Here is a 25,956-nt window from a genome sequence, read left to right as displayed (position 1 = left end):
CGGGCCCGAGCCCCCTGCGGCGGTGCATGAGCAACCGGAAGCGGGCCCCGGTTGGTTGCTGGAACACCGCCGTTGGGCGCCGGCTCGGGGCTCAGTCGTCGCCGATGCCGCGCGCGGCGAGCGCATCGCCGGTCTCGTGGGCGCGGGCGACGACCCGGATGACGAACGGGGTGAGGTAGGCGCGTGGGCTGCGTTCGAGCCCCCGCGCCCGCGCGGCGTCCCGGGTCTCCTGGGCGAGGGTGAGCGTGCCGGGGAGCGCCTGGACCGCGAGCCCGATGGTGAGCGCCAGCCGGTCGGGGTCGAGGCCGAACCGGCGCAGCGGGGCGGCCCACCTGACGACGGCATCGAGCATGTCGGTCACGGCGGTCGTCACGGTCAGCGTGAGCGCGAGCAGGGCTAGCGACACCAGGTCGAGCAGCGACTCGACCGCCCGGTCGAGGGAGAACAGCCACCACTGGAGCGCGGCGACGACGAGCGCGACGACGAGTACGCCGCGCAGCGACCGGGCCACGACGCGAAGGTCGAGCCGGCCGACGAGGGCGAGCACGACCGCAGCCGCGAGGAACGCCACGGATGTCAGCGGCCCGCGGACCACCACGATCGCCACGCTCAGCACCGCGAGGCCGAGCAGCTTCGCCCCCACCGGCAGCCGGTGGAGGAGCGTCCCGCCGGGCCGGTAGAGCCCCACCGTCAGGCTCATGCCGGCACCGACCCCACCGACGCGACGTAGTCGTCGACCGCCTCGCCGGCCGGGCCGTCGAAGCGGACCCGGCCGTCCTCGACCACCAGCACCCGGTCGCACCGCCTGACCAGGTCGAGGTCGTGGGTGACTAGCACCAGCTGCTGGGGGAGCGAGAGGAGCAGGTCGCCGACCATCCGGCTGTTGCGCAGGTCGAGCAGCGTCGTCGGCTCGTCGGCGACCAGCACGTCCGGGCCGGTCGCCAGCACGCCGGCCAGCGCCAGCAGCTGCCGCTGCCCCCCGGAGAGCGCATGGACGCTCACGTCCGCGCGCTCGGCGAGCCCGAAGCGGGCCAGCGTCTCGAGGGCCAGCTGCCGGCGGCGTACGCGATCCTTGACGGTACGCCGCAGCGACAACTCGACGTCCTCGACACAGGTCGGCATCACCAGCTGCGCGGCCGGGTCGGTGAAGGAGAACGCCACCCGGCGGCGTACGGCGGCGCCCTCGCGGGCGACGTCGCGCCCGTCGACCAGGACCCGGCCGGCGGTGGGGGAGACCAGGCCGTTGACCAGCCGGGCGAGCGTCGACTTGCCGGACCCGTTGCCGCCGACGACGCCGATCCGCTGCTCCGTGAGCGTCAGCGTCGTCGGGTGGAGGATCGTCCGCCGAGCTCCGTCGGCGTCCTCGACGGAGACCTCCGCGGCCTCGAACCGGATCTCAGCCACGGTGCACGGCCTCAGCCACGCCGCAGCAGCGCGGGGAAGGCGCGGTGCACCTCCGCCGCGACGATCGCGGCGACCGCGGCCTTGATGGCGTCGCCGAGCCAGAACGGCGCGTCGAAGGAGGCCGCCTTCGCGAGCGAGACGTGCAGCACGGCGCTCATGCCGAGGATGCCGCCGGCGTGGTTGACCAGGACGCCGACCGCGCAGGCCAGGAAGACGTAGAGGGCGGAGGTACGCCGGCGGCCGACGACGTACCTCACCAGGAAGCCGACGACGAGCGCGATCACGGGGAAGGACCAGAGGTAGCCTGCCGACGCGCCGGTGAACGGCCCGGGGCCGGAGGTGTGGCCGGCGAAGACGGGGAGGCCGGCGAGGCCGAGGAGCAGGTAGAGCGCCACCGCGAGGGTCCCGCGGAGCGGGCCGAGCAACGCCCCGGCCAGCAGGATCGCGAACGTCTGCAGCGTGATCGGCACGCCGGCGCCGCCGACCGGGATCGCGGCGACGTACGAGCACACGGCGACCAACGCCGCGAACGCCGCCACCAGCGCCAGGTCGGTGGTGGACAGCCGCCGTCCGGCGGTCCCGGACGGGGGTGTCGTGGTGTCGGCGGTGGGGCTGGTCGGCTCGGACATCGTGCTCATGGGCTTCCTTGCTGCGACGGGGACCTGAACGGTGGTCAGGTGAACGGCGTTCAGGTTAGGGTGGCGGCCCGCGCTGGTCAACGCGGTCCGAGGACCGGAAGGGGGTCGGATGCGCTACCGCCGTGGCGACGTGGTCGCCCGGGCGCTGCAGGTGCTCGACGACTACGGCCTCGCCGACCTCACCATGCGCCGGCTCGGGGCGGAGCTCGGCGTGCAGCCCAGCGCGCTCTACCACCACTTCGCCAACAAGCAGACGCTCCTGGCCGCCGTCGCCGACGAGATCCTGTTGCGGGGCCGGCGGGCGCAGCGGCCGGAGGAGTGGGACGCCCGCGTCGACGCGGTCTGTACCGAGCTCCGCGACGCCATGCTGGCCTACCGCGACGGGGCCGAGGTCGTGGCCACCGTCAGGTCCTTCGGGCTCGGCGCGCAGGAGCCGTACGACGAGGTGGTCGCCGCTCTGCGGGACGGCGGGCTCGACGACGAGCTGGCCGCGACCGCCGCCCGCACGCTGCTGCACTTCGTGCTCGGCCACGTCACCGACGAGCAGACCCAGCTGCAGGCCGCCGCCGTGGGGGCGATCGACGCCGACGTACGCGAGTCCTCCGACTTCGCCGTCGGCCTCGGGCTCGTCATGGACGGGATCCGAAAGCGGCTCGCCGTCTGACGCCCTCGCCTCCCAGACTGGACGGGATGACGCCGTACGAGATCCACGTGCCGGACGAGGTCCTCGCCGATCTGCGCGACCGGCTCCGGCGTACCCGCTGGCCCGACCGGGAGACCGTCACGGACTGGTCCCAGGGCGTGCCCCTCGCTGTCGTCCAGGAGCTGTGCGCCTATTGGGCCGACGACTACGACTGGCGCCGCGCCGAGTCCGCGCTGAACGCCTGGCCGCAGGTCGTCACCGAGATCGACGGGATCGCCGTCCACGCGCTCCACGCCCGCTCGCCCCACCCCGATGCCACGCCGCTGCTCCTCACCCACGGCTGGCCCGGCTCGGTCGTCGAGTTCCTCGGCGTGCTCGGGCCGCTCACCCGCCCCGAGCGGCACGGCGGCCGCGCGGAGGACGCCCTCCACGTGGTCTGCCCGAGCCTGCCCGGCTACGGCTTCAGCGGCCGTCCGGCCGAGCCCGGCTGGGGGATCCAGCGGATCGCCGACGTGTGGGCCGTCCTGATGAAGCGCCTCGGCTACGACCGGTACGTTGCAGGCGGGGGCGACTGGGGCACGAGCATCAGCACGATGCAGGCGCTGCGTCACCCCGGTCGGATCCTCGGCCTCCACCTGACGCCGCCGCTCGTGGCGCCGGACCCGGCGACGTACGCCGACCTCACCCCGACCGAGGAGGCGGCGATCGCCGCGCTCGAGGACCGGTCGGGATCGGCGTACGGCGAGGTCCACGCGACCCGCCCGCAGACGCTGGGCTACGGGCTGTCCGACTCCCCGTCCGGGCTGTGCGCGTGGATCCTTGACAAGCTGTGGGCCTGGACCGACGGCGACCTGTGGGAGGTTCTCGGGCGAGACCGGGTGCTCGACGACATCACGCTCTACTGGGTGACCGGGACCGCCGCCTCATCGACGCGGCTCTACTGGGAGAGCATCGCGACCGTGACGTCGTGGTTCACCGAGGGGGCGGGCGACCGCATCGACGTACCCACCGCCGCGTCGGTCTTCCATGACCTTCCGCGGCCGTCGCGCCGCTGGGTGCAGCGCCGGTTCACCGACCTCCGCTACTGGAGCGAGCCGGCGGTGGGCGGCCACTTCGCGGCGTGGGAGCAGCCGGCGGTGTTCGTGGCCGAGGTGCGGGCGGCGCTCGCCGCACTGCGCTAGGTCGCGATATCGACCTCGGCACCGTGCAACTCGGTGAGGAGGACGGCACGCCGAGCCGACGCCGGGACCGGGCGCCCGGTACCCTCGACGCCATGATGCCATCGCCGCCCGCGCGCACCCCGAAGATGCGCACCGAGCGGCGCTGGCTGATGAAGATCCTCAAGTACGCCGGCGGCTCGGCGATCGCGACCGTGTGCAGCGAGGCCGCCTTCGTGCTGATGTACGGCGTCCTCGACACCTCGACCACGGTGGCGTCCGTCGTCGGCTGGCTGGCCGGCGCGATCCCCAACTACTGGCTGAACCGGCACTGGGCCTGGGGCCGCACCGGTCGGCCCAGCTTCAAGCGGGAGATCCTGCCGTACGCCGTGATCGTGCTGACCACGCTCGTCCTGGCGACGCTGCTGACCGGTGCCGCGGACCCGTTGCTCACCCACCTCGGGGTCGCCCACTCGGTGCGGGTCGCCCTGGTCGCGATCGTGTTCCTCGCCGTCTACGGGCTGATGTTCATCCTCAGGTTCTTCCTCTTCGACCGGCTCTTCGCACGTCTCGATCGGCTCGACGCCGTGACCCACCAGGAGGCTGTCCTTGACTGACGCCGTCGGCACCAGCGCGTTCACCCAGGCCACCGGCCGCAGCCTCGAGGACACCTCCGGTGCCAACCAGGTCCGCTACCGCGCCTACCAGAAAGAGCTCATCGAGCCCTACTGCGGGCCCTCGGTGCTCGAGGTCGGCGCCGGGCTCGGCGAGTTCGCCGCCCAGTTCCGCGGCCTGACGCGGCACGTCGTGACGGACGTCGACCCCGACGCGGTCGCCGCGATGGCGGCCCGGTTCGCCGACCGGCCGGAGGTCGAGGCGCGCCGCTTCGACCTCACCGAGGGCGCCCTCGACCTCGACAAGCCGGTCTCGACCGTGGTGGCGATCAACGTGCTCGAGCACATCGAGGACGACAGCGGCGCCCTGCGCGCGCTCTCCTCGATGGTGGAGCCCGGCGGGCGGATCGTGCTCTGGGTGCCGGGCTACCAGCAGCTGTACGGCGACTTCGACCGCGCCGTCGGACACTTCCGGCGCTACACGCCGGCGACGCTCTCCGCGGCGATCGAGGGCGCAGGCCTGCGGGCCGAGGGCGTCAAGCCGGTCAACCTCCTCGGCGGGATCGCCTGGTGGCTGACCGTACGCCGGGGCGGGGTCGGGACACCGAACCCGAAGCTGGTGCGGATCTACGACCGGTTCGTGGTGCCCGTGACCCGCACCGTCGAGCGGCGGCTCACCCCGCCGTTCGGTCAGTCGGTGATCGGTGTCGCGGTCGTCCCCGGCTGAGGCGCGCCCCGCTCGCCGGAGGCCGGGCGGAGGGGGCCGGGCGGAGGCGTGCCGCGCCGACGCGTGCTCGACTGGCGGCGCGGCGGGGCGAACGCGGGGGCGAACTCCGCCACGGGCCGCGGCGCGCCCTCGCGCCACCAGGTCGTGAGCATCACCCGGGCGTAGTTCGCGCCGTAGGTCAGGTTGCGGCCCTTCTTGCTGCTGCCGGCCGAGCGCAGGTGCATGGTGCCCGGCACCTCGAGCACGCGGTAGCCGTGCGAGATGGCGCCGAGCAGCAGCTCCGAGGACTGGTACTGCGGCTGGTTGAGGGTGACCGCCGCGGTCACCTCGGCCCGCATCGCGCGCAGCCCGAACGAGGTGTCGGTCAGCCGCTGCCCGGTCAGGAAGGTCGCCAGCCAGGCGAAGACGTGGACGCCGGTACGGCGTACCCGGTCGAAGGTGTGCTGGTGCCCGAGCACCCGCGAGCCGGTCACGAAGTCGGCGTTGCCGGCCAGGATCGGGGCGAGCACGCCGGGTAGGTCGGCCACGTCGTACTGGCCGTCGGCGTCGGTGGTCAGCAGGTAGCGGGCGCCGTGGTCGCGGGCGAGCCGGTAGCCCAGCCGCAGCGCGGCGCCCTGGCCGCGGTTGACCGGGCAGGTGGCGACGTAGGCGTCGCTCTCGGCCAGCTCCTCGGAGGTGCCGTCGGTGCTGCCGTCGTCGACCACCAGGACGTCGGCGGGGAGCCCGCAGACCTCGCGCGGAAGGGTCTCCAGCACCGCCGGCAGCCCGCCCGCCTCGTTGTAGGCGGCGATCACGATCACTACCGCCGCGAGCTCGCGGTCGCCGTAGGCCGCCGCGAACGCCGCGGCCACCTCCTCGTCGACCTCGTCGGCCTGGGGGCGGCTGCTGCCCGGGCCGCGATCACCGCGCAGCAGCGCCGAGCAGCCGATCGCGGTGGCCATCGGCCAGACCGTGAGCGCGAGCAGCACGGCGTACGCCGGCGCGGCGAGCAGGAGGAGTGGCGCGACCAGCAGCAGCGCACACAGCAGCCGCGCCGGCCTCGCATGCGCACGCCCGACCCCGGCCACGGCCACCAGGGCGACCACGGCGCACGCGCCCAGCCCCACCAGCCGCATCGGGTGACCCGACAGCAGGGTGATCCCCGGCCGTCCGGCCAGGTTGGCCAGCACCCCGGCCAGCACCAGCAGGGCGGCGCCGAACAGCCAGGCCGCCGGCCGCTGTGCTGCCCGCCACGCCATGATCATGATGGCGAGCGTCGCCACCAGCAGCGATAGCCCCCCGGGCGTGGCCAGCCGCAGCGTCATCGCCGGCCCCAACAGCATCGGGACCGTCGCCAACGCGGTCAGCCACCGCCAGCACCCCCACCGGTCCGCGACCATGGCGGCCGGCCCGGTAGCGGCCACCGCGAGCAGCGTCGCCGGAGTCAGCTGCACCCGCGTGATGCCCCATCCCGACGCCACCGCCACCACCACCATCAGGACCGGCCAGTGGCCGGCCCAGCCGAACAGGTCGGGCCGGTGGAAGACGGTCTGGTCGCTAGGCGTGTGCCGGACGGTACGGCCGGCCTCGGTCTGCGTCATGCACCGTCCTCTCGGTCGCTCGGGTCTGCTGAGAGCGTAGTTACCCCGATCGCGGACGCGGAACCCGCCTCGCCCGGCGGCCGGTGGTTCCAGAAGCACCGGTACTGGTCGTTCTGGAGCGCCGGTGTCATGCCGAGGCGGAGCAGAGCCTGCGCCCGCCGTGGTGCATAGCTGAGCACGCAGGCCATCGTCACCGGGACCTTCGCCAGCGCCTGCCGGATCTCCTGATCGCGGTACGGGGGCCATCCGGCCGCACTGCTGGCGAACCGCCACAGCGTCATGCGCTGGTGGAAGTGGAACGTGGGGTCGTCGCGCAGGTAGTCCATGTAGTAGTCGCGCGGGGCCACCGTCTTCACCGAGGTCGTCGCGATCGCGATCGTGATCGCGAGGTCCCTGGGCGCCAGGACGACGCCACCCGGGCGGACCTCCGCCAGCACCCGGTCCGCCATCTGCCGGTCCCAGCGGCCCCGCTGCCAGTGGAAGGGGGCCGCCCAGTCGGCGCTCGAGGTGATCGGCCGCCCGCTCGCGACGAGCGCCGCCGTGGTGACGACGATGGTGCCGGTCAGCACGACCCTCCGCGGACCGGGGACCGCCGAGCCGAGCCTGACCAGGACGACGCCGACCAGGGCGGCGATGCTGCATCCCCACGAGATCCGCCACAGCGTGGGGCCGAGCCCGGTGACGTCGTACGCGAACCTGATCACGCCGGGCACCAGCACGATCCCGAACGCGCCGGCGAGCAGCGCCGTCGTCAGCCGCGCCGACATCCGTGGGACCAGCAGGCAGCCCGCCAGCAACGACGCGACGGCCACGAACGCGATCGGACCCGACGCGAAGACGAGGTGCCCGACCCACTCCGCGTCGAACCGGTAGAGCCTGCGGGTGTCGAAGAGGTCGGCGGAGTAGCCGCCCGTCGCCTTGGTGGTGACGATGGCTCCGAGCGGGTACGCGGCGCAGGCGAGGCAGCCGAGCACGGCACCGCGGACCGACCGCCGGGCGAGCGGTGCCGCCCCCGCTATGGCGACGACGGGGACGAGGAACATGGCGGTCGTCGTCAGGCCGACGCCGGCGATCCCGCCGGTGAACAGCATGACGAGCCGACGTCGGTCGGGGCTGTCGGCGTACCTCGCGAGGTGCACCAGCAGCCACGGGACCAGCAGGCACAGGAGCAGCACCTTCCCCTGCCACATGCGGGTCACGAAGAGGTCCCCCGGCAGGCCGTACCACGAGTCGCGGGCGACGAGCATGAACACGAGGGCCACCGAGAGGGACGTGACGGGGTAGCGGATCCGCCAGGCGCGGAGCAGCCGCCAGAGCGCGAGTACGGCGAGGAAGGAGCCGACGGGCGGGACGAGCAGGTAGGCCACGGACGCCGCCCTGACGCCGAGCAGGCCCGCGACGGCGCCGACCAGCCCGTCGTACGACGCCAGCGGCGGCCAGTTCGCGATCGGATAGGCGAGGTTGCTGAAGACGGTGTCCCGGATCGGGAACGTCCCGTGGCTCGCGACCCACTGCGACAGGTTGATGTAGAACAGGTCGTCCGGGTTCGGGGTGAGCGTCCACAACGAGACCGCGGCCATGGCCACCGCCCACGCGAGCACGACCACCGGCGACCAGCGCGCGGCCGGTGTCTCGGCGTACGCCGGCACGGGCGAGCGCCCCGCGGCCCGGAGCCACCGCCAGGCGGTCACCGCGCCGGCGGCGGCCGCCAGCAGCCAGGTCGGCCACACCAGCCACCACGGCGCGCTGAACGCCATCGCGAATGCCGTCAGCACCGCCGCGGCCACCGTGAGGAGCACCGTCCACTGGCGCCGGAGCGGCGTTCGACAGGTCCTCGCAGGGACCGGTGGATCGTCGGCGGCAGCGGTGGTCGGGCGGGCCGGGGGAGGAGCGGCGCGCTCAGCGGGCTCGGCGCCGCGCGACTCGGAGGTGTCGTACAGCCGCCGGTGCAGCAGCCACCAGCCGACCAGGCACACGGCCGCGATTGCCCACGCCCACGGCACGCCCAGCCGCGCCACGAGGCACACGTGGTAGGCGACCGTCCAGCCGGCGAAGATCACGACTCCCGCGTCGTAGACCCGATCCGACCATGTGGTCACCCCCCGCGACAGCCTCACGTGGGCGATCCAATCATCCGGCTGCCCACGACCCGCTGAGGAGGGCCCGGCAGGGGAGGCGTGTCCGGTTGGCGGACCGTGCTCACCCGTCGAAGAGCCGCTCGCACTCCGCGACGAGGCGCTGACGGATCGGCGCCGCCCGCTCGGCGAAGCGGCGCTGGGCGGCGGCGTACTCCTGCTTGCCCTCGGCGGTCTCGACCCTGACCGGTTCGAGGCCGAGCCCGGCGAGGTCGTACGGCGCGGCGCGCATGTCCAGGACCCGGATGTCCCACGCCAGCTCGAAGCAGTCGGCGACGACGTCGGACGGGATCAGCGGCGTGAGCCGGAAGGCGTGCTTGTAGAGGTCCATGTTGCCGTGGAGGCAGGCTGGCTGCTCGTACGCCGGCCGGTCGTCCGCGCGGCCGGAGCGTGTTGAGCGGGGCCGCGGCGGGGGTGAAGAACCGGTAGGCGTCGAAGTGGGAGCAGGCGATCCGGTGGGACTCGACGACCCGGTCGGTGCCCTCGGGGCCGAGCCGCAGCGGCCAGTCGGCGTGCCGGACCTGCTCCGGCGTCAGCCGGTAGACCATCGCCCACTCATGCATCCCGAAGCAGCCGAGGTTGGCCGCTCGGCCCGCCGTCGCGGTCAGCAGCCGGTGGATCGACGCCACCAGCGGCCGCTGCGCGACGGCGTACTCCTCGGTGACGGTGGCGGCGGTGGGGGAGGTCGCGCAGCGACCGTCTGGAGACCACCGGCCGTACCCCTTCAGCGACGCGTACGCCGGCGCGTCCTCGAGCGCGACGCCGAAGCCGGGGTGCCAGCGGCGCAGCTGCGCAGGCCGCTGCGAGTAGTAGGTGAACAGGAAGTCGTGGACGGGGTGCTTGACCCGGTCGCGCCGGCGCTCGAGGTGGGGGCGGACGTAGGCGTCGATGCGGGCCTCGTGTGACGCGGCCCGCGCCTGCCACTCCTCGCGCGACAACACCTGCACAGCGCACCAGGGTAGGTCGATAGGCTCGCAGCGTGCGCATCGCGAGATTCAGCGCGGGGGGAGACCCGCAGTTCGGCATCGTGACGGGGGAGCTGGACGAGTACGGCCAGCCCGAGGAGGGCGCGACCGTCGTCGCGCTGGCCGGCGACCCGATCTACGCCGGCGTCAACCTGCTCGACGAGGTCCACCAGCTCGACGACGTACGTCTCCTGGCTCCGGTGCTGCCGCGCAGCAAGGTCGTCGCGATCGCGCGGAACTACGCGAAGCACGCGGCGGAGCTCGGCAACGAGGTGCCGACCGAGCCGCTGTTCTTTCTCAAGCCCAACACCAGCGTCATCGGCCCGAACGACACGATCCTGCGACCGGCGGCGAGCCAGGAGCTGCACTACGAGGGCGAGGTCGCGGTCGTGATCGGCCGGATCTGCCGCGATGTCCCGGCGACGGTCGAGGACGTGGCGAAGGTGATCCACGGCCTCACCGTCGGCAACGACGTCACCGCCCGCGACGTGCAGCGCGCCACGGGGCACTTCACGCGGGCGAAGGGCTACGACACGTTCTGCCCGCTCGGTCCGTGGATCACTGTGCTCGACGAGGGGGGCGACGTCGACCTGGAGCAGCTCGCCGCCGGCGTACGCATCCAGACGTTCCTCAACGGCGACGTCGTGCAGGACGGCTCGACGAAGAACCTCGTCTTCGACATCCCCGCGCTGGTCCACGCGGTTTCCAGCGTGATGACGCTGCTGCCCGGCGACGTCATCCTCACCGGCACCCCCGAGGGTGTCGGACCCATGGAGCCCGGCGACGAGATCGAGGTCTACGTCGAGGGCATCGGCTCACTCACGAACAAGGTGGCTTCTCGATGACGAGCAGCAAGGTCCGTGTCCGCTTCCCACCCTCCCCGACCGGGAGCCCGCACGTCGGGATGATCCGCTCGGCGCTCTTCAACTGGGCGTTCGCGCGGCACCACGGTGGCAGCTTCGTGTTCCGGATCGAGGACACCGACACCGCGCGCAACACCCAGGAGTCCTACGACGCGATCCTGCGGCTGATGCGCTGGTGCGGCCTGGACTGGGACGAGGGGCCAGAGATCGGCGGCCCGCACGGCCCGTACCTCCAGAGCCAGCGCGGCGACATCTACGCCGACGCGCTCGCGAAGCTGCGCGGGACGTCGTACGTCTACGACTGCTACTGCACCAACGACGAGGTCGAGGCGCGCCGGAAGGCGAGCGGCTCCAAGATCATGGGGTACGACGGCTTCTGCCGCTCGCTCACCGAGGAGCAGGTCAAGGCGTTCGAGGCCGAGGGGCGCCGGCCGGTGCCGCGGTTCCGGATGCCCGACGGCGAGATCACCTGGAACGACCTGGTCCGCGGTGACATCGCGTTCGAGACGCAGTACGTCCCCGACTACGCGCTCGCGCGGGCCAACGGCGACCCGCTCTACACCCTGGTCAACCCGGTCGACGACGCGCTCATGGAGATCACCCACGTCCTGCGCGGCGAGGACCTGCTCTCCTCGACCCCGCGGCAGCTGGCCCTCTTCGAGGCGCTGAAGGAGGTCGGGCTCGCGAAGGAGACCCCGGCGTACGGCCACCTGCCCTACGTCATGGGCGAGGGCAACAAGAAGCTCTCCAAGCGTGACCCGGAGGCCCACGCGAGCCTCTACGTCGAGCAGGGCTTCCTGCCGGAGGGGCTGCTCAACTACCTCGCGCTGCTCGGCTGGTCGATCTCCGCCGACCGGGACGTCTTCACGATGGAGGAGATGGTCGCGGCGTTCGACATCAAGGACGTCAACCCGAACCCTGCGCGCTTCGACCTCAAGAAGGCCGAGGCGATCAACACCCAGCACATGCGGCGCCTCTCGATCGAGGAGCTCACCCACCGGGTCAAGCCGTTCCTCAAGCACGCGAGCGTGATCAGCAGCCCGGTGAGCGACGCCGACGCGCAGCTGCTGGAGGCGGCGATGCCGCTCATCGCGGAGCGGATCAACAAGCTCGCCGAGGCGCCGGACATGCTCCGCTTCCTGTTCTGCTCCGAGGAGGAGTTCGAGGTCGACGAGGCGGACGCCGCGAAGCTGCTCGACGACGCCGGCCGGGAGATCGTCAGGGCGGCGTACGACGCCGTCGCGGACCTTCCGCAGTGGTCGGCCGGCGCGATCCAGGAGGCTCTCGGCGAGCGGCTGACCGGCCAGGAGGAGGGTCAGCTCGGGCTCAAGCCGCGGGTCGCATACGGACCGGTCCGGGTTGCCGTGACGGGCAAGCGGGTGAGCCCGCCGCTCTTCGAGTCGATGGAGCTCCTCGGCCGCGAACGCAGCCTCGGGCGCCTGCAGGCGGCGTTGTCGTAGTGCCTGTCACGGTCGAGCCGGGGGGCGGCCTGGAGTACCACCAGTTGCAGCGCGGGGGGCGAAGCGGCTGGGGCTGGACCGCGCTCGGCGTCGTCTCGCTCGTGGTGCTGACCCTGGTGGTGGCGCCGACGGTCCTGCTCGCGGTCTTCCTCATCGGGTACGCCGTCCACGGCACCCCGCTCTCCGACGCGGTCGACCAGCTCTCCGACACCAGCCACGTCACACCGGCCACGCTGGCCTACATCAACGCAGGGCTCGCCGCCGCGATCCCCATCGCGATGCTGGTCAGCTGGCTCGTCCACGGCCTGCGTCCGCGGTGGCTGGCCTCGGTCCGGCCGCGGATCCGGTGGCGCTGGCTGCTCACCTGCTTCGGTCTCGCCGCGGTCACGCTGGTCGTGACCGTCCTCGTCGCCAATCTGCTGCCCGCGCAGGGCGACACCGCCGACATGAGCGGCTCCGCGAACCACTTCACCTCCGAGACCCGCGACTTCCTGCTCGTGATCCTCTTCCTGACGCCGCTGCAGGCGGCGGGGGAGGAGTACGCCTTCCGCGGCTACCTCACCCAGGCGTTCGGCGGCCTGCTCCGCTCGCGGGTCGCCGCTGTCGTACTCCCGGCCTTCCTGTTCGCTCTCGCCCACGGCGGCCAGGACGTGCCGATCTTCTTCGACCGGTTCGCCTTCGGCCTGGTTGCCGGCGTACTCGTCATCGTCACCGGCGGCCTCGAGGCCGGTATCGCAATGCACGTGCTCAACAACTTCCTCGCCTTCGGCGTCGCGCTGGCGTACGGCGACATCTCCAGCACCCTCAACGTGACCTCAGGAAGCTGGTGGAACGTGCCCGTCACGCTCACCCAGTCGCTGGTCTACCTGGGCCTCGCGACCCTCGTCGCGCGGCGGCGCGGACTGGCCACGCGCACTGCCGCTCCGGCCGGGCGAGCCGATTTCGTGGAAGGTGTCGGCCGCCTGTAATGTTCTCACTCGGTCCGGGCCGTTGGCCCGGCCGCGCGACGCGGAGCGAAGCCTCCAAAGTCGATGGGGTATGGTGTAATTGGCAACACGGCTGATTCTGGTTCAGTTGTTCTAGGTTCGAGTCCTAGTACCCCAGCGAGTCGGTGGGAGCGCCCACCGATTTGGGTCGGAACCCGCGGATCCAGTAGGGTTTCAACCCGCTGACCGAGGCCGCCAGGCCGACGAAAGCACGTGCGAGCCCCCGTTGTGTAGCGGCCTAGCACGCCGCCCTCTCACGGCGGTAGCGCCGGTTCGAATCCGGTCGGGGGTACCACACGAGTTGGGCCCTGACCTGCAGCGATGCAGAGTCGGGGCCCTTCTTGCTGTGTCCGGCCGAGTACGGCTCGTACCGGCCTTCGACGCGCCTGGTCCGCTCCTGCACGGGTCCGCGAGGCCCGGCTGCGACACCGCACCACCGTCCAGTGTCGCCCGCGCAACGCCCCGTATCCCGCGGTGAGGATGGTAGCGGGGGGTGGTCGGGTACCTGCACGCCGACGGAAGGAGCCCGTTATGTCCACCATCGGCTGGATCATCGTCGCGATCATCGTCGCGATCATCGTTATCGCCGCGCTCATCGCCGGCGTCGTCGCGGCGCGCAAGCGCCGTCGGGAGCAGCGCGCCGCGCAGGCCGCCGAGTTGCGCTCGGCCGCGCTCGAGCAGCGCCCCGACCTGAGCGCGGCGCGCCATGGCACCGCCGAGTCAGAGGCGAACGCGAAGCTCGCACGCGCCGAGGGGGACCGCGCCGAGGAGGAGGCGGCGCGCTCGCGGCGTGCCCTCGACCAGGAGGAGGCCACCCACGAGGACCGGCTTCGCGAGGCCGATCGGCTCGACCCCGCGGTCGACGACGAGGCCGACGACTACCAGCCGGGCGCGAACCTGTCCCAGGGCGAAGCGGGGACCGAGGGGCGGACGTACGCAACCGGCGCGGGCAGGGGCACCCGGCCGCCGGACGGGGCCACCCCGACCACTGACGGACCCACGCCCGGCGCGCACCGGCGCGACTGAGACGCACGGCGACGCCGCGTTCGATCTCGACGCGGCGTCGCCTGCCGGTGACTGTCTTCTCAGCACGGCCGGTGGACCGCCTCGGCGACGTGCGCAGGCGACGACTTCCTCGGGGGCGGGCTGCCCCGAGCCCCTGAGCCCAGGCGGCGCGACGGTGGTCTTGGATCGGGCCTTGACGTGATGCGTGTCACATCCATATGTTTTCCAACATGGAGAACAAATCTCTCCTCCGCGTCCAGGACCTGCGTCCGCTGAACCGCTCAGCGATGCTGCGGCGCCTGCGGGACGAGGGTGGGAGCACCCGCGTGGCACTCGCCAAGGCGCTCCGGCTGAGCCACAGCGCGGTCACCAACATCGCGACTGAGCTCATCACCGACGGCCTGGTGGCGGACGGCTTGGTCGTCGACGGGGCTGATGGAGAGCCGCGGGTCGGGCGTCCGGCGACCCGGCTGGCGATCGTGCCGCGGAGCCGTCTCGTGCTCGGTGTGCAGGTGGGAGTCGGGGTTGCGAACCTCGTCGTGTGCGATCTGCTCGCCCGGATCGTCGAGCGCCGCCAGGTCACCTTCGCAGCCTCGACGGACCCGGCGCCCGGCGTACAGGCCGTCATGGACGCCCTCCGTGGGTTGATCGACGGCCTCGGTGACGACGCTGGCAAGCTGCTGGGGGTCGGCATCGGAGCTCCTCGGCTCTACGACGCGACGCAGCACACTGACACCAACCCCATCGCCGCAGGCTGGGCCGACGACACGCTGACCGAGCGACTGGCCACTGAGCTGGACCTGCCGGTCGCGGTCGACCACAACGTGCGCGCGATGGCCCTTGCCGAGGCCAGGTTCGGCGCGTTCAAGGGCGCGGAGAGCCTGGCCTTCCTCTACGTCTGGACCGGTGTCGGCGCCGGCCTGATCGTCGACGGGCGGCCGTACCGCGGGGGCACCCACGGCGTCACCGAGTTCGGCCACCTACCGGTCGTGCCCGGCGGTCCGGTGTGTCGGTGCGGCAACCGCGGCTGTCTCGAGGCGGTCGCCTCTGAGCCGGCGATAGCCGCTCTGGTGGCCTCTCGCGCCCCCGGCGGCGGGCTCGGGGACCGCCTCGCCGCCGGGCAGGGGGCGACTCAGGCGCTGATCGACGCCGCGGACGACGGCGATCGTGCCGCACTCGCGATCTACGACGAGGTGGCCGTCAACCTCGCCGACGGGCTCGTGAGCATCGTGAACCTGCTCAACCCCGAGGTCATCGTGACCGGCGGGTTCCCGTACCTCGGCGGTGACACGTTCATGGAGCGGCTCCGCTCCGCCGTGGTGGAGCGGTCGTTCCCGACGCTGCGGTCCGCCATTCGGATCGAGCCTACGTCGTTCGGTGCCGATGTCGGCGCCATCGGCGGCGCCAGCGTCGCGCTCGACCAGTTCTTCTACTCACCTCACGCGGGAGCCGCCACCGCCGCCCGCCGATCCCTCGCCCCAGCTCTCAGGAGATGACCGTGACCCTCGCCCCCACCGGCCCGACCGCCCATCGCGTCTTCGGCAGACTGCCGTCCTTCGACCCCGACCAGGCCGAGATCGTGCTCGAGCCCGAGAAGCCCGGCAACGGCTACTGGGTCGGCTGCCCGAGCGTCCTCCACGACGAGGCGCAAGGCGTCTACTGGCTGACCTACCGGCGGCGGCGCCCCCGCGGCGAGGACGCCGACCGCGGCTGGCGCTGCGCGGTGGCGAAGAGCACCGACGGCCTCCACTTCCAGGACGTCTGGTCGGTGGAGAAGCAGGAGCTCGAGACCACCTCGATGGAGCGGTTCAGCCTCCTGCCCGCGCCCGACGGCGGCTACCTGCTCTACCTCTCGTACGTCGATCCGGCGGACAACCGCTGGCGCATCGACGTCATCGAGGCGGAGAGGCCCGAGGAGCTCGACGTACGCAAGACCGCGCCGGCGCTGACGGCCGAGTCGACCGGCACCGAGGGCGTCAAGGACCCCTACACACTCCGCATCGGACCGGCGGTCTACCTGTTCGCCAGCTACGCCAGCGGGGGGCTCAGCGACGAGGACCTCCAGCGCGGCCACGCCAATGCCGACATCTACAACACCGGCGTCACCACCCACCCGACCGGCCTGGCGACGAGCCTCGACGGACGCACGTTCGCCTGGCAGGGCCCGGTCTTCGACGTCGGCTCCGGCTGGGACCGCTACCAGGCGCGCCTCAACACCGTGCTGCCGCTCGGAGGCGCCTACCTGAGCATGTACGACGGCTCGGGCGACGTGACCGAGAACTACGAGGAGCGCACCGGCCTGGCGATCTCGCACGACCTGCGACAGTGGCACTCGCTCACCCCGGACCGCCCGTGGATCACCTCGCCGTACGCGACGGGTTCGCTGCGCTACTTCGACGCGGTCCCGCAGGACGGCGAGACGTGGCTCTACTTCGAGTTCGCGCGGCCGGACGGCTCCCATGACCTGCGTCGTACCCGGATCGCTCACTGAGAGCACCGGGACGTCCGAGGAGGAACGCGACATGCGTACCAAGACCGGTAGCCCGCCCGAGGAGGTTGCGGCGTTGGCGACCCCGACGCCGGCCGATCCGCCCGATGCGCCTCTGGCCGAGGCTCTGCTGCAGGAGCCGCGCCGGCGCCAGGTCCCAGCGGGGGTCTACTACCTCGCGTCGGTCGTCGTCGGGATCGGGATCTGGTGGATCGCGGCCGTCGCGGGGACCAACGAGCTCCTGCCGACTCCCGGTGCGGTGGCGAGGGCAGGCTGGGACGGCCTGCGCGACGGCGACCTCCTGACACAGACATGGGCGAGCCTGCGGCGGGTCCTGATCGGCTTCCTGCTCGGTGTCGCTGTCGCCGTGCCGACGGGATTCCTGATGGGCTGGTACCGCTGGGCCAACAGCGCGCTCGAGCCCTGGGTGCAGTTCTTCCGCACCATCCCGCCGCTGGCGCTCATCCCGCTCGTCATCATCTTCCTGGGCGTAGGGGAGTCGGCCAAGATCTCGCTGATCTTCCTCGCCGCCTATCTCTCCTGCGTCATCGCCGTCGTCCAGGGCGTCCGCAACGTCGACCGGGTGCTCCTCAACGCCGCCCGGGTCCTCGGCGCGAAGGACCGCCACCTCTTCGTGAAGGTCGTGGTGCCGGCGTCGTTGCCGTACCTCTTCGTCGGGATGAGAGTTGCGCTCGGCAACGCCTGGGCGACCCTCGTCGCGGCCGAGCTGATCGCCGCGGACACCGGCCTGGGCCACATGATGAAGACGGCGGGGACCTACTTCGAGGTCCCCACGGTCATCGTCGGCGTCATCGTGATCGGCATCCTCGGGATGCTGATGGATCGCGTCGTCCTCTACCTCGACCGCCGGCTGACCCGCTGGCAGGACAAGTCGGAGAGCTGACATGACGACGTCCACGCTCCAGGGGAGCGGCATCGCGATCAGGCGGGTCTCGAAGGTCTTCCCGGCCAGCAGCGGCCCGGTCCAGGCACTCACCGGCGTCGACCTCGACGTCCGCGAGGGCGAGATCGTCACCCTCGTCGGCACCAGCGGCTGCGGGAAGTCGACCCTCCTCAACATCGTCGCCGGGCTCGAGCGCCCGACGGAGGGCGAGGTGACCGTCTCGGGCCGTCCGGTCACGGGTCCGGGTCCGGACCGAGGAGTGATCTTCCAGCAGTACGCCCTCTTCCCGTGGCTCACGGTCGCCGGCAACGTCGAGTTCGGCCTCCGCCTCCAGGGCGTACGCCGTCGCGAGGCCGCCGCCACCGCACGGCGCTACCTCGAGCTCGTCGACCTCGCGGGCTTCGCCGACGCTCTCCCCAAGGAGCTCTCCGGCGGCATGCGCCAACGGGTCGCGATCGCTCGCGCCTACGCCGTCAACCCCTCGATCCTCCTCATGGACGAGCCCTTCGGCGCGCTCGATGCGGTCACCCGCGTCGAGCTGCAGGACCAGCTGCTCCGCGCCTGGAGCGCGGAGCCCAAGACGATCGTCTTCGTCACCCACGACGTGGAGGAGGCCGTCTACCTCGCCGACCGCGTCGTCGTCATGTCGCCGCGTCCCGGACGCGTCAGCGAGGTGATCGATGTCGACCTCCCGCATCCGCGGACCGAGCAGACCCGCCTCTCCGAGGACTTCCTCGCACTGCGCGCCCACGTCTGGGAGCGCGTCTTCCACGGACGCGACCTACCGCGTCCCCGTTAGCACCGGCAACCCCACGGCACACCCACGGCAGCACCCACGGCAAAGGAGCCAGGACCGTGACCCCCACGCTCACCACCCGCCCCCGTCCCCACCACCGACGCCTGCGAGGGATCGTCGCCACGGCCGCGGCCGTCGCCCTCGGCGCCGCACTCGCCGCCTGCGGCTCCTCGAGCAACGCCGGCGCGAGCGACAGCGGCTCCACGATCCATGTCGCCTACATGCCGGACGTGCACGGCGCCGGACTCATCGCCATCGGCGAGAAGCAGGGCTACTGGAAGGACGCCGGGATCACCGTCGACGCCAAGCAGTTCGCCGACGGCCCGACCGAGATCCAGGCCATGGCCAGCGGTGACATCGACATCGCCTACATCGGCCCCGGCGCGACCTGGATGGCCGCGACCGGCCGGGCGGTCGTGGTCACCGCCGACAGTCTCAACATCGGCGACTACCTGATCGGGCAGTCCGACATCAGCGACCTGGGCCAGCTCAAGGGCGCGAAGGTGGGCTACCCCGAGGGCACCTCCGGCGAGATGATCCTCCGGCTCGCCCTCCAGAAGTCGGGCCTGACGATGAGCGACATCGACGCCGTCCCGCTCGACGCGGACGCCGTCGTACCCGCCTTCGTCGGCGGGAAGATCGACGTGGCCGCCATCTGGGCACCGCTCTCGGAGGAGATCCGCACCCGGGTCCCGGACGCGAACTTCCTCGTCAGCGACAAGGACTTCTCCGACGAGTACAGCTTCCCCCAGTCCTGGGTCGCCTCCAAGGACTTCGTCGAGAACCACCCCGACGAGCTGCAGAGCTTCCTCCAGGGATTCGCGGCGTCCAACGACTTCCGGGCGAAGAACCTGGACAAGGCCGTCACCATCACCGCCGACTACACCAAGGTCGACCCGAAGAACCTGCAGGCCCAGGTCACGACCACGACCTGGCTGACCAGCGACCAGCTGAAGCAGGCCTACGAGAACGGCGATGCCGCCGGCTGGTACGAGAACCTCGAGAAGCTCTTCGTCGACATGGGGTCGATGGACAAGTCCGTCCCCGCCGATGACTTCACCGACTTCGCCGGCTTCGGCAAGGCGGTCGCGGCCGCAGCGGGTTCGGACAGCGCGCAGTGAGCACCATGCGCGGACGGTCCCGGGCCGCGCTGGTCGTGGCTACCTCGCTGCTGGCGGCGGGACTCGGGGTCGGCCTTCCGACCCCGGCCCGCGCCGCCACTGACGATGCCCCGACCATCGGAGCCATCACGATCAGCGCCCACTCGGTGCGCGCGCTCGAGGATGTCCGGCTCGACGCCGACGTGCACGCCGAGTTCGACAACCCCGACGACCCGGACCAGATCGCCGTCTCGGCGCTGGTCACGGCCCCGGACGGGTCGACGCGCGACGTGCCGGGCTTCTGGTTCCAGGACTACCGCGTCGTCGGCCAGCAGGTTCTCCCGAAGGGCGAGCCGGTCTGGCAGATCCGGTACACACCACCAGCGCCCGGGCACTACGAGTACGCCGTCCGCGCCGTCACCCCCAGCGGCACCGCAACCTCCTCCACCGGGAGCTTCGTCGCCACCCGCGCGGCCGCCGGCGCCGACGGCTACGTCCGGGTCGACGTCGACAATCCGGCGTACCTCTCCTTCAGCCGCGGTGGGAAGACCTTCTTCCCCGTCGGGATGAACTTCGACGTCCCCGAGCTGTCCAAGCAGGCCAACCACGGCGCCGACCTCGACGCCCGCTACCGCGGGATCTTCGGCGACGGCCAGACCACCGACCAGCCCGCCGTCGGACAGACACCCGAGACGGAGTACGACGTCTATCGGCTCTACCACGACGGACTGGCGAGGCTCGCGGCCGCCGGCGGCGACTCCGTCCGAGTCATCCTCGACTCCTGGCTCCTGCCGCTCGAGCTGCCCGAAGGCGCGTCGTGGGTCGGCTACCCCGACGGCGTACCCGGGTTCTCGATCGGACGCTACAACGCCGCCAACGCCTGGCTCGTCGACCAGATCCTCGACCAGGCACACCGCCTGGGTGTGAAGGTGACACTGGTCGGCTGGGACGGTCAGACCGACCACTCCGCCTGGAGCTCGTACGCCCGCCCGGCCAACGCCGACCTCGGCCTGATGGAGCGGCGGCTGCGCTACCAGGTCGCGCGCTGGGGCTACAGCACCGACGTCACGGCGTGGGAGCTGTTCAACGAGGCGGACGCCGACCTCTCGGCTGCGCCCTACAGCGACGCCATCGACTACCTGCGCACCATCGACGCCGACCAGCACCTGGTCTTCAACACCTGGAACGGGCTCGAGGAGACCGAGACCCACACCTATCTGTGCGGCGACGGGATGACCGACCCGTCCAGCCCGTACTACTACCCGTACTGCCCCCAGCAGTCCGACTTCCTCTCCTGGTCGAGCTTCTCACCGACGCCTGCCAAGCCCAGTCTGCTGAGCGAGTTCGGCGAGAAGTGGTACTTCCGGCTGCCCGCCGACACCGACCCGACCGGCACCCGCGCCCACGAGGGCATGTGGGCGTCGCTCATGGGGCACAAGGCGGGCGCGCAGTACTGGTGGTACTACGCCCACCTCTCGCCGCTCGACCTCTTCGACGGCGTCTACCGTGGCATCTCCCGTTACCTCGACGGTGTCGACCTCGGCGCCTACGACTGGCACGCGCCCGACCTCACCCAGGTCTCCGGCCCCGGCGGGCTGACCTACCGCGGGATGGTCCAATCGGCCGCTGTCGACGGGAGCGTCGGCTCCACCGACGCGCCGCGGGCGTTGTTGTGGATGGTGCGCACGCCCAGCAGCGAGTACGCCGACAGGGCGGCCGCCGACGGCAACGTCGTCCGCCTCGGCGGGATGCAGCCCGGCCGCTACCGCATCGAGTGGTACGACACCCACACCGGCGACGTCGTCCGCACCGATCAGGTGAGCGACGACGGGAGCGGCGGCGTCCTGCTCAGCGTCCCGGACGGTGTGACCCGCGACGTCGCGGCGAAGGTCTACGGCCCGATCGCGTCCGCACGGCTCACCGTCGCACCCGGCGACGACGTGGAGCCGGGGGAGTCGACCACCGTCACCGCCACGCTGACCAGCACCGGCGCAACGCCGCCACCCAGCGAGATCGCCTTCTCCCTGGACGCGCCCGACGGATGGCAGGTCACCGCGCAGGGGCCGACCGAGGTCTCCGGACCGCTGCCGTCCGGACGGTCGGTCACTGCGACCTGGCAGATCACCGCACCGGCCGACGTGACGCCCGGGGACTACTCCCTGACCGCCACCGCGACGTACGACTCCGGCGGCAGCCACACCATCGCCGAGACCGTGGCGCAGACGGCGCTGCCGCCGCCGCTGTCGAGCTACGGGCCCGTCCAGCCGCCGTACGCCACCTTCGCCTCGACCGACGCGAGCTTCTACCAGCACGACGACCAGGTCGCGATCGTCGCCGGTGGGGCCGACATGTGGAACAGCGTCGACCAGTACGGCACCGTCTATCTCCCGCAGTCCGTCGACGAGACCTCGACCGCCACCACGAAGGTCACCTACCAGCAGGCGGCCGATGCGAAGGCGAAGGCCGGGCTCGTGATGCGCAACGACCTCGCCGCACCCGGCAGCTCCGCGGGTTACGTGATGGTCGCCGTGACACCCGGCAACAACATCGTCATGAACTGGGACGGCGACGGCAACGGCTACCTCGACGGCGCCACCGCCGTCGGGAAGACCGTCTACCCGTGCTGGCTGCGGCTGATCAGATCCGGCACGTCCTACACCGGCTACTGGTCCTCCGACGGCACGACTTGGAACCTCATCCGCACCGTCACCGCCAAGGGTGCCGCCGCCACCCAGGACGTCGGACTCGTCGCCTCGGCGCACGCCGCCACCGGCACCACCCGTGCCGACTTCTCGGGCCTGGAGGTCACCCCGTGAACATCCGCCGTACGCTCGCGCCGCTGGCCTCGCTCGCCTGCGGACTCGCGCTGACGCTGGCCGCTACCCACGCCGCGAGCGCCGACCCTGTCGGGACGACGTCCGGTCCCGAACGCAGCGGCACCGTCACCGACGGGCATGCCCGCTTCGAGGTGCTGACCCCGACGCTCATCCGGATGGAGTACGCCGGCGACGACGCCTTCACCGACGCCGGCACCTTCAACGTGCAGGACCGGTCGTTCCCGACCCCGGCGTACACCACCTCGGTCGAGGACGGCTACCGCGTCATCCGGACCTCGGCGCTGACCCTGCGCTATCTGGAGGGGTCCGGGCCGTTCACCGACGCCAACACCTCCGTCGACCTGCGGGTGGCCGGGCAGCCGGTGACCGCGCACCCGGTGTGGACCAACGCGCCGTGCGTCGCGGGCCAGTGGTGCCAGGCCGAGGCCGGCACGCTGACCGGCGGTGCCGGAACGGCCACCGACCACACCGGCTACCAGGGCAGCTCCTTCGTGGCGCTCAGCCGCGCGGGCGCGGCGGTCGACTGGTCGCTCATCGGCTCGCAGGAGGGCGACGTGGTCGTCCGGATCCGGTACGCCAACTCCTACGGCGCGATCGGCGGGGGCACGAAGACGCTCTCGCTGGCCGTCGACGACGGTACGCCGCAGACCGTGAGCCTGCCGATGACGGCCAGCTGGGACGACTGGGGCACGGTCGACGTCCCGCTCCACCTCGCCGCCGGCGACCACCACGTCGTGCTCTCCTGCGGCACGGGAGACAGCTGCAACGTCAACGTCGACGCGATGACCGTCACAGCGCCCGACGCCGCCCTCCCGGCCGACCCGGCACCGGTGGCGCACCACCAGCTCGGCGGCTGGTACCGCGACCTCGGCGGCAAGACCGGCGCCGTCCCGCTCAACCCGGGCCTGCTCTCCCGCGACGGCTGGTACCTGCTCGACGACACCACGACGCCGACGTGGACCGGCGGCACCGACACCCCGGTCGCCCGCACGCAGCATGCCGGCGGCTACCAGGACGGCTACTTCTTCGGCTACGGCCACGACTACAAGTCGGCGCTCTCCGAGCTCAACCACCTCACCGGCCCGGCCGACCTGCTGCCCCGGTGGGCCTTCGGAGTCTGGTTCTCCCGCTACTGGCCCTACACCACCCAGGACTACGAGCAGACCCTGCTGCCAGCCTTCCGGGAGCACAAGGTGCCCCTCGACGTGCTCGCCGTCGACACCGACTTCAAGTCGCCCAACACGTGGAACGGCTGGAACTGGAACAGCAAGCTCTTCCCCGACCCCAAGGCCTTCCTCACCTGGGCGCACTCCCAGAACCTGAAGGTCACCACCAACATCCACGCCGGCATCCAGGACGACGACCCACGCTTCGCCGACGCAGAGGAGGCCGCCGGCGGCTCCCTGATCAACAACGGCTCCGGCCACTGGTGGGAGCCGTCGAGCACCGAGTACACCTGGGACTGGTCCGACCCGAAGCAGGTCGCGTCGTACTTCTCACTCCACAAGCCCTTCGAGGACGACGGCGTCGACTTCTGGTGGCTCGACTACTTCGGCCAGGGGGAGAGCGGCGTCAGCACGCCCGGGCTCTCACCGGACGCCTGGATCAACAACCTCTACGACCAGCGCCGCGAGGCGAAGGGTGAGCGCGGCTTCTCCTTCGCCCGGATGGGCGGCCAGTGGGGCGAGCGGCGTACGACGGTCGCGTTCACCGGCGACACGAACGCGACCTGGGACATGCTGAAGTTCGAGTCGGAGTTCACGGCTGCCGAGGGGGCGTCGCTCGGTCTGCCCTACGTCACCCACGACATCGGCAGCTTCCTCGGCAAGCACCTTTCCGCCGATCTCTACGTCCGCTGGGTCCAGCTCGGCGCCTTCCAGCCGGTCATGCGCCTCCACTCCGACCATGGCGACCGGCTGCCGTGGGACTACTCCGACGCCGCGGGGGAGGCGGCGACCAAGTTCCTGCGGCTCCGCGAGGCGCTGGTGCCCTACTCCTACACGCTCGCCGAGGAGGCGACCCGGACCGGCGTGCCGATGACCCGACCGCTCTACCTCGACTACCCAGAGGAGGACGCGGCCTACGAGCACAACTCGGAGTACCTCTACGGCGACGACGTCCTCGTCGCGCCCGTCTCCACGCCCGGCCGGACCGCGACCACCGACGTCTGGCTCCCGCCCGGCACGTGGACCGACTACTTCACCGGCCGCACCTACGCCGGAGGCGCGTCGTACTCGATCACCACCTCGTGGGACGAGATGCCGGTCTTCGTCCAGGGCGGCGGGATCCTGCCGACCCGGGCGAAGTACGTCGATAACGACGCCTCGGATCCCGGCACCTCGCTCGCGCTCGACGTCTACCCGCAGGGACGGTCGTCGTTCTCGCTCTACGAGGACGCCGGCGACGGCCAGGAGTACCGCTCCGGAGCCCATGCGTCCACGACGGTCTCGGTGACCGCGCCGCAGCGCGGCCGCGGCCAGGTCGACGTGACCATCGGCGCCCGCCGGGGCACGTACGCCGGCGCACCGACGGCGCGCTCCTACACCGTCGCGCTGCACACCGACACCGAGCCGGCGCAGGTCTTCCTGGGGAACCGGAAGCTGCCCCACGTGGCGACACTGGATGACGCCCCCGGGTGGACCTACGACGACGGCGTCGTGCGCGTCTCCACCGGACGCGTGTCCACCCGCACCGCCACGACCGTCCGCGCAGTCGCCACCAGCGCCGTCGGCGGCGCGCACGCCGAGGACGAGGCCGACCTCGCCCTCGACGTCCCGCCGGTCGCCACCCCGGGAGGCACCGTCGACGTGAGCGCCACGGTCACGAACACGACGGAACAGCGGCTCAGCGGTGTCGCCACCACGCTCACCGGCCCGAGCGGCTGGTCGATCGAGCCCGCCGACGCCGGTGGGAGCTCGGCTCTCGCCCCCGGCGCGAGCCTGACCTCGACCTTCCATGTGACGCCGCCCGGCGACGCACAGCCGGACAGCTACGTGCTGCGGGCGCGGACGTCGTACGTCGCCCGAGGGACCTCCCACACGGTGAGCGCGGTCGGCTCGCTGGCCGTCGCCGACAGCGACGTCGCGGCGTACTTCGACAGCATCGCGATCACTGACGACAGCAACCTCGCGCCCGGCGACTTCGACGGCTACGGCGACAGCTACTCGGCGCAGGCGCTCGCCGCCGCAGGCTTCACGCCGGGCGGCGACCTGAGCGCCGACGGACTCACCTACCACGTGCCCGACACCGCGCGCGGTGAGCCCGACAACGTCATCGCCGCCGGCCAGACGCTCGCAGTGCCTGACGGCGCGTCGGCGTACGGCCTGCTCGCGTCCGCGACAGGAACCAGGCCGACGGGAACCGTGGTCGTGACGTACGCCGACGGGTCCACCGACAACGTGCCGATCAGCGTCGACAACTGGACGCTGAGCGGTGGCCAGCAACAGGCGGTCAACCCGATCGCGGTGCGTACGCCGTACCGCAACTGCCCCAACTGCGGCGGGCGGCAGAACACCGCCACCTACCTCTACTCCGTGCGGGTGCCGCTCGACCCAGACAAGCAGGCGATCACCGTCTCCCTGCCTGGCGACGCGACCGGCGGCGAGATCCACGTCTTCGCCGTCGGCAGCAGCTGAGTCGCCATCGGTGGAAGGC

Annotated in this window: 22 protein-coding genes and 2 tRNA genes; 18 read left to right on the top strand and 6 right to left on the bottom strand. The window is 71.8% G+C overall.

Features of this window, described 5'->3' with window-relative positions:
- Positions 1-91: 91 nt before the first annotated feature.
- Genes ABLE53_RS02890 through ABLE53_RS02880 form a run of 3 tightly spaced genes read right to left on the bottom strand, consistent with a single transcriptional unit; the run spans position 92 to position 2,042 of the window.
- A complete protein-coding gene (locus tag ABLE53_RS02890; RefSeq protein WP_348857094.1) occupies positions 92-700 on the bottom strand; it encodes a CbiQ family ECF transporter T component in 609 nt (202 codons plus the stop codon).
- Positions 697-1,404 (bottom strand): energy-coupling factor ABC transporter ATP-binding protein, encoded by a 708-nt coding sequence (locus ABLE53_RS02885; protein ID WP_348857092.1) that lies wholly within the window; start codon positions 1,402-1,404, stop codon positions 697-699. The genes ABLE53_RS02890 and ABLE53_RS02885 overlap by 4 nt, the downstream gene beginning before the upstream one ends.
- 11 nt (positions 1,405-1,415) lie before the next feature.
- Positions 1,416-2,042: a biotin transporter BioY gene (locus tag ABLE53_RS02880; protein WP_348857091.1), complete on the bottom strand. Its 627-nt coding sequence runs from the start codon at positions 2,040-2,042 to the stop codon at positions 1,416-1,418.
- Between the two features lie 109 nt (positions 2,043-2,151).
- On the opposite strand from ABLE53_RS02880, the gene ABLE53_RS02875 reads away from it, so the two are divergent.
- The 4 genes from ABLE53_RS02875 (at position 2,152) to ABLE53_RS02860 (ending at position 5,183) form a co-directional block, all read left to right on the top strand.
- Positions 2,152-2,706 (top strand): TetR/AcrR family transcriptional regulator C-terminal domain-containing protein, encoded by a 555-nt coding sequence (locus ABLE53_RS02875; protein WP_348857090.1) that lies wholly within the window; start codon positions 2,152-2,154, stop codon positions 2,704-2,706.
- Positions 2,707-2,732: 26 nt separating this feature from the next.
- Positions 2,733-3,866, top strand: a complete 1,134-nt coding sequence (locus ABLE53_RS02870) for an epoxide hydrolase family protein (RefSeq protein ID WP_348857089.1) — start codon at positions 2,733-2,735, stop codon at positions 3,864-3,866.
- A gap of 92 nt (positions 3,867-3,958) precedes the next feature.
- Entirely contained in the window at positions 3,959-4,459 is a 501-nt protein-coding gene (locus ABLE53_RS02865; RefSeq protein WP_348857088.1) for a GtrA family protein, read from the top strand.
- Positions 4,452-5,183 (top strand): class I SAM-dependent methyltransferase, encoded by a 732-nt coding sequence (locus tag ABLE53_RS02860; protein WP_348857087.1) that lies wholly within the window; start codon positions 4,452-4,454, stop codon positions 5,181-5,183. The genes ABLE53_RS02865 and ABLE53_RS02860 overlap by 8 nt, the downstream gene beginning before the upstream one ends.
- Here the strand turns inward: ABLE53_RS02860 and ABLE53_RS02855 are convergent.
- The 3 genes from ABLE53_RS02855 to ABLE53_RS02845 all read right to left on the bottom strand — a co-directional run bounded on the left by ABLE53_RS02855 (position 5,147) and on the right by ABLE53_RS02845 (position 9,229).
- Positions 5,147-6,763, bottom strand: a complete 1,617-nt coding sequence (locus ABLE53_RS02855; protein WP_348857084.1) for a glycosyltransferase family 2 protein — start codon at positions 6,761-6,763, stop codon at positions 5,147-5,149. The two genes, ABLE53_RS02860 and ABLE53_RS02855, sit on opposite strands and share 37 nt — an antisense overlap.
- On the bottom strand, positions 6,760-8,862 hold the full coding sequence (locus ABLE53_RS02850) for a DUF6077 domain-containing protein (protein ID WP_348857083.1): 2,103 nt from the start codon (positions 8,860-8,862) through the stop codon (positions 6,760-6,762). The genes ABLE53_RS02855 and ABLE53_RS02850 overlap by 4 nt, the downstream gene beginning before the upstream one ends.
- 100 nt (positions 8,863-8,962) lie before the next feature.
- Entirely contained in the window at positions 8,963-9,229 is a 267-nt protein-coding gene (locus ABLE53_RS02845) for a hypothetical protein (protein ID WP_348857082.1), read from the bottom strand.
- Between the two features lie 248 nt (positions 9,230-9,477).
- Between ABLE53_RS02845 and ABLE53_RS02840 the strand changes: the two genes are divergently transcribed.
- The 14 genes from ABLE53_RS02840 (at position 9,478) to ABLE53_RS02775 (ending at position 25,937) form a co-directional block, all read left to right on the top strand.
- Positions 9,478-9,708, top strand: a complete 231-nt coding sequence (locus tag ABLE53_RS02840; RefSeq protein WP_348857081.1) for a hypothetical protein — start codon at positions 9,478-9,480, stop codon at positions 9,706-9,708.
- A 169-nt stretch (positions 9,709-9,877) separates the two neighbouring features.
- The gene (locus ABLE53_RS02835) at positions 9,878-10,708 is read left to right on the top strand and encodes a fumarylacetoacetate hydrolase family protein (RefSeq protein ID WP_348857079.1); all 831 of its coding nucleotides are present in this window, start codon (positions 9,878-9,880) and stop codon (positions 10,706-10,708) included.
- Positions 10,705-12,186: a glutamate--tRNA ligase gene (gene gltX / locus ABLE53_RS02830; RefSeq protein ID WP_348857078.1), complete on the top strand. Its 1,482-nt coding sequence runs from the start codon at positions 10,705-10,707 to the stop codon at positions 12,184-12,186. Before ABLE53_RS02835 ends, gltX begins: the two co-directional genes overlap by 4 nt.
- Positions 12,186-13,154, top strand: a complete 969-nt coding sequence (locus ABLE53_RS02825; RefSeq protein ID WP_348857077.1) for a CPBP family intramembrane glutamic endopeptidase — start codon at positions 12,186-12,188, stop codon at positions 13,152-13,154. The genes gltX and ABLE53_RS02825 overlap by 1 nt, the downstream gene beginning before the upstream one ends.
- Before the next feature lie 64 nt (positions 13,155-13,218).
- Positions 13,219-13,290 (top strand) — tRNA-Gln (locus tag ABLE53_RS02820).
- 101 nt (positions 13,291-13,391) lie between these two features.
- Positions 13,392-13,467: transfer RNA gene (locus tag ABLE53_RS02815), tRNA-Glu, on the top strand.
- A 236-nt stretch (positions 13,468-13,703) separates the two neighbouring features.
- On the top strand, positions 13,704-14,198 hold the full coding sequence (locus tag ABLE53_RS02810) for a hypothetical protein (protein ID WP_348857076.1): 495 nt from the start codon (positions 13,704-13,706) through the stop codon (positions 14,196-14,198).
- Between the two features lie 209 nt (positions 14,199-14,407).
- Positions 14,408-15,673, top strand: a complete 1,266-nt coding sequence (locus ABLE53_RS02805; RefSeq protein WP_348857075.1) for an ROK family transcriptional regulator — start codon at positions 14,408-14,410, stop codon at positions 15,671-15,673.
- Between the two features lie 2 nt (positions 15,674-15,675).
- Positions 15,676-16,668, top strand: a complete 993-nt coding sequence (locus ABLE53_RS02800; RefSeq protein WP_348857074.1) for a hypothetical protein — start codon at positions 15,676-15,678, stop codon at positions 16,666-16,668.
- 31 nt (positions 16,669-16,699) lie between these two features.
- Entirely contained in the window at positions 16,700-17,569 is an 870-nt protein-coding gene (locus tag ABLE53_RS02795) for an ABC transporter permease (protein WP_348857072.1), read from the top strand.
- Position 17,570: 1 nt separating this feature from the next.
- A complete protein-coding gene (locus tag ABLE53_RS02790; RefSeq protein ID WP_348857071.1) occupies positions 17,571-18,368 on the top strand; it encodes an ABC transporter ATP-binding protein in 798 nt (265 codons plus the stop codon).
- A gap of 56 nt (positions 18,369-18,424) precedes the next feature.
- Entirely contained in the window at positions 18,425-19,486 is a 1,062-nt protein-coding gene (locus tag ABLE53_RS02785) for an aliphatic sulfonate ABC transporter substrate-binding protein (protein WP_348857070.1), read from the top strand.
- 5 nt (positions 19,487-19,491) lie between these two features.
- Positions 19,492-22,281: an NEW3 domain-containing protein gene (locus ABLE53_RS02780; protein WP_348857759.1), complete on the top strand. Its 2,790-nt coding sequence runs from the start codon at positions 19,492-19,494 to the stop codon at positions 22,279-22,281.
- On the top strand, positions 22,278-25,937 hold the full coding sequence (locus tag ABLE53_RS02775; RefSeq protein ID WP_348857069.1) for a TIM-barrel domain-containing protein: 3,660 nt from the start codon (positions 22,278-22,280) through the stop codon (positions 25,935-25,937). Before ABLE53_RS02780 ends, ABLE53_RS02775 begins: the two co-directional genes overlap by 4 nt.
- Positions 25,938-25,956: the final 19 nt, after the last annotated feature.

This window comes from Nocardioides asiaticus (genome assembly GCF_040049175.1).
Taxonomy (GTDB): Bacteria; Actinomycetota; Actinomycetes; order Propionibacteriales; family Nocardioidaceae; genus Nocardioides; species Nocardioides cheoyonin.
This window is presented reverse-complemented; position numbering and strand designations above follow the sequence as displayed.

Bases quoted from the DNA above. Each gene is read 5' to 3' on its own strand.
- ABLE53_RS02865 (WP_348857088.1), top strand. From the start codon at position 3,959: ATGATGCCATCGCCGCCCGCGCGCACCCCGAAGATGCGCACCGAGCGG.
- ABLE53_RS02870 (WP_348857089.1), top strand. From the start codon at position 2,733: ATGACGCCGTACGAGATCCACGTGCCGGACGAGGTCCTCGCCGATCTG.
- ABLE53_RS02790 (WP_348857071.1), top strand. From the start codon at position 17,571: ATGACGACGTCCACGCTCCAGGGGAGCGGCATCGCGATCAGGCGGGTC.
- ABLE53_RS02805 (WP_348857075.1), top strand. From the start codon at position 14,408: ATGGAGAACAAATCTCTCCTCCGCGTCCAGGACCTGCGTCCGCTGAAC.
- ABLE53_RS02795 (WP_348857072.1), top strand. From the start codon at position 16,700: ATGCGTACCAAGACCGGTAGCCCGCCCGAGGAGGTTGCGGCGTTGGCG.
- ABLE53_RS02845 (WP_348857082.1), bottom strand. From the start codon at position 9,229: ATGGACCTCTACAAGCACGCCTTCCGGCTCACGCCGCTGATCCCGTCC.
- gltX (WP_348857078.1), top strand. From the start codon at position 10,705: ATGACGAGCAGCAAGGTCCGTGTCCGCTTCCCACCCTCCCCGACCGGG.
- ABLE53_RS02780 (WP_348857759.1), top strand. From the start codon at position 19,492: ATGCGCGGACGGTCCCGGGCCGCGCTGGTCGTGGCTACCTCGCTGCTG.
- ABLE53_RS02890 (WP_348857094.1), bottom strand. From the start codon at position 700: ATGAGCCTGACGGTGGGGCTCTACCGGCCCGGCGGGACGCTCCTCCAC.
- ABLE53_RS02810 (WP_348857076.1), top strand. From the start codon at position 13,704: ATGTCCACCATCGGCTGGATCATCGTCGCGATCATCGTCGCGATCATC.
- ABLE53_RS02875 (WP_348857090.1), top strand. From the start codon at position 2,152: ATGCGCTACCGCCGTGGCGACGTGGTCGCCCGGGCGCTGCAGGTGCTC.
- ABLE53_RS02855 (WP_348857084.1), bottom strand. From the start codon at position 6,763: ATGACGCAGACCGAGGCCGGCCGTACCGTCCGGCACACGCCTAGCGAC.
- ABLE53_RS02880 (WP_348857091.1), bottom strand. From the start codon at position 2,042: ATGAGCACGATGTCCGAGCCGACCAGCCCCACCGCCGACACCACGACA.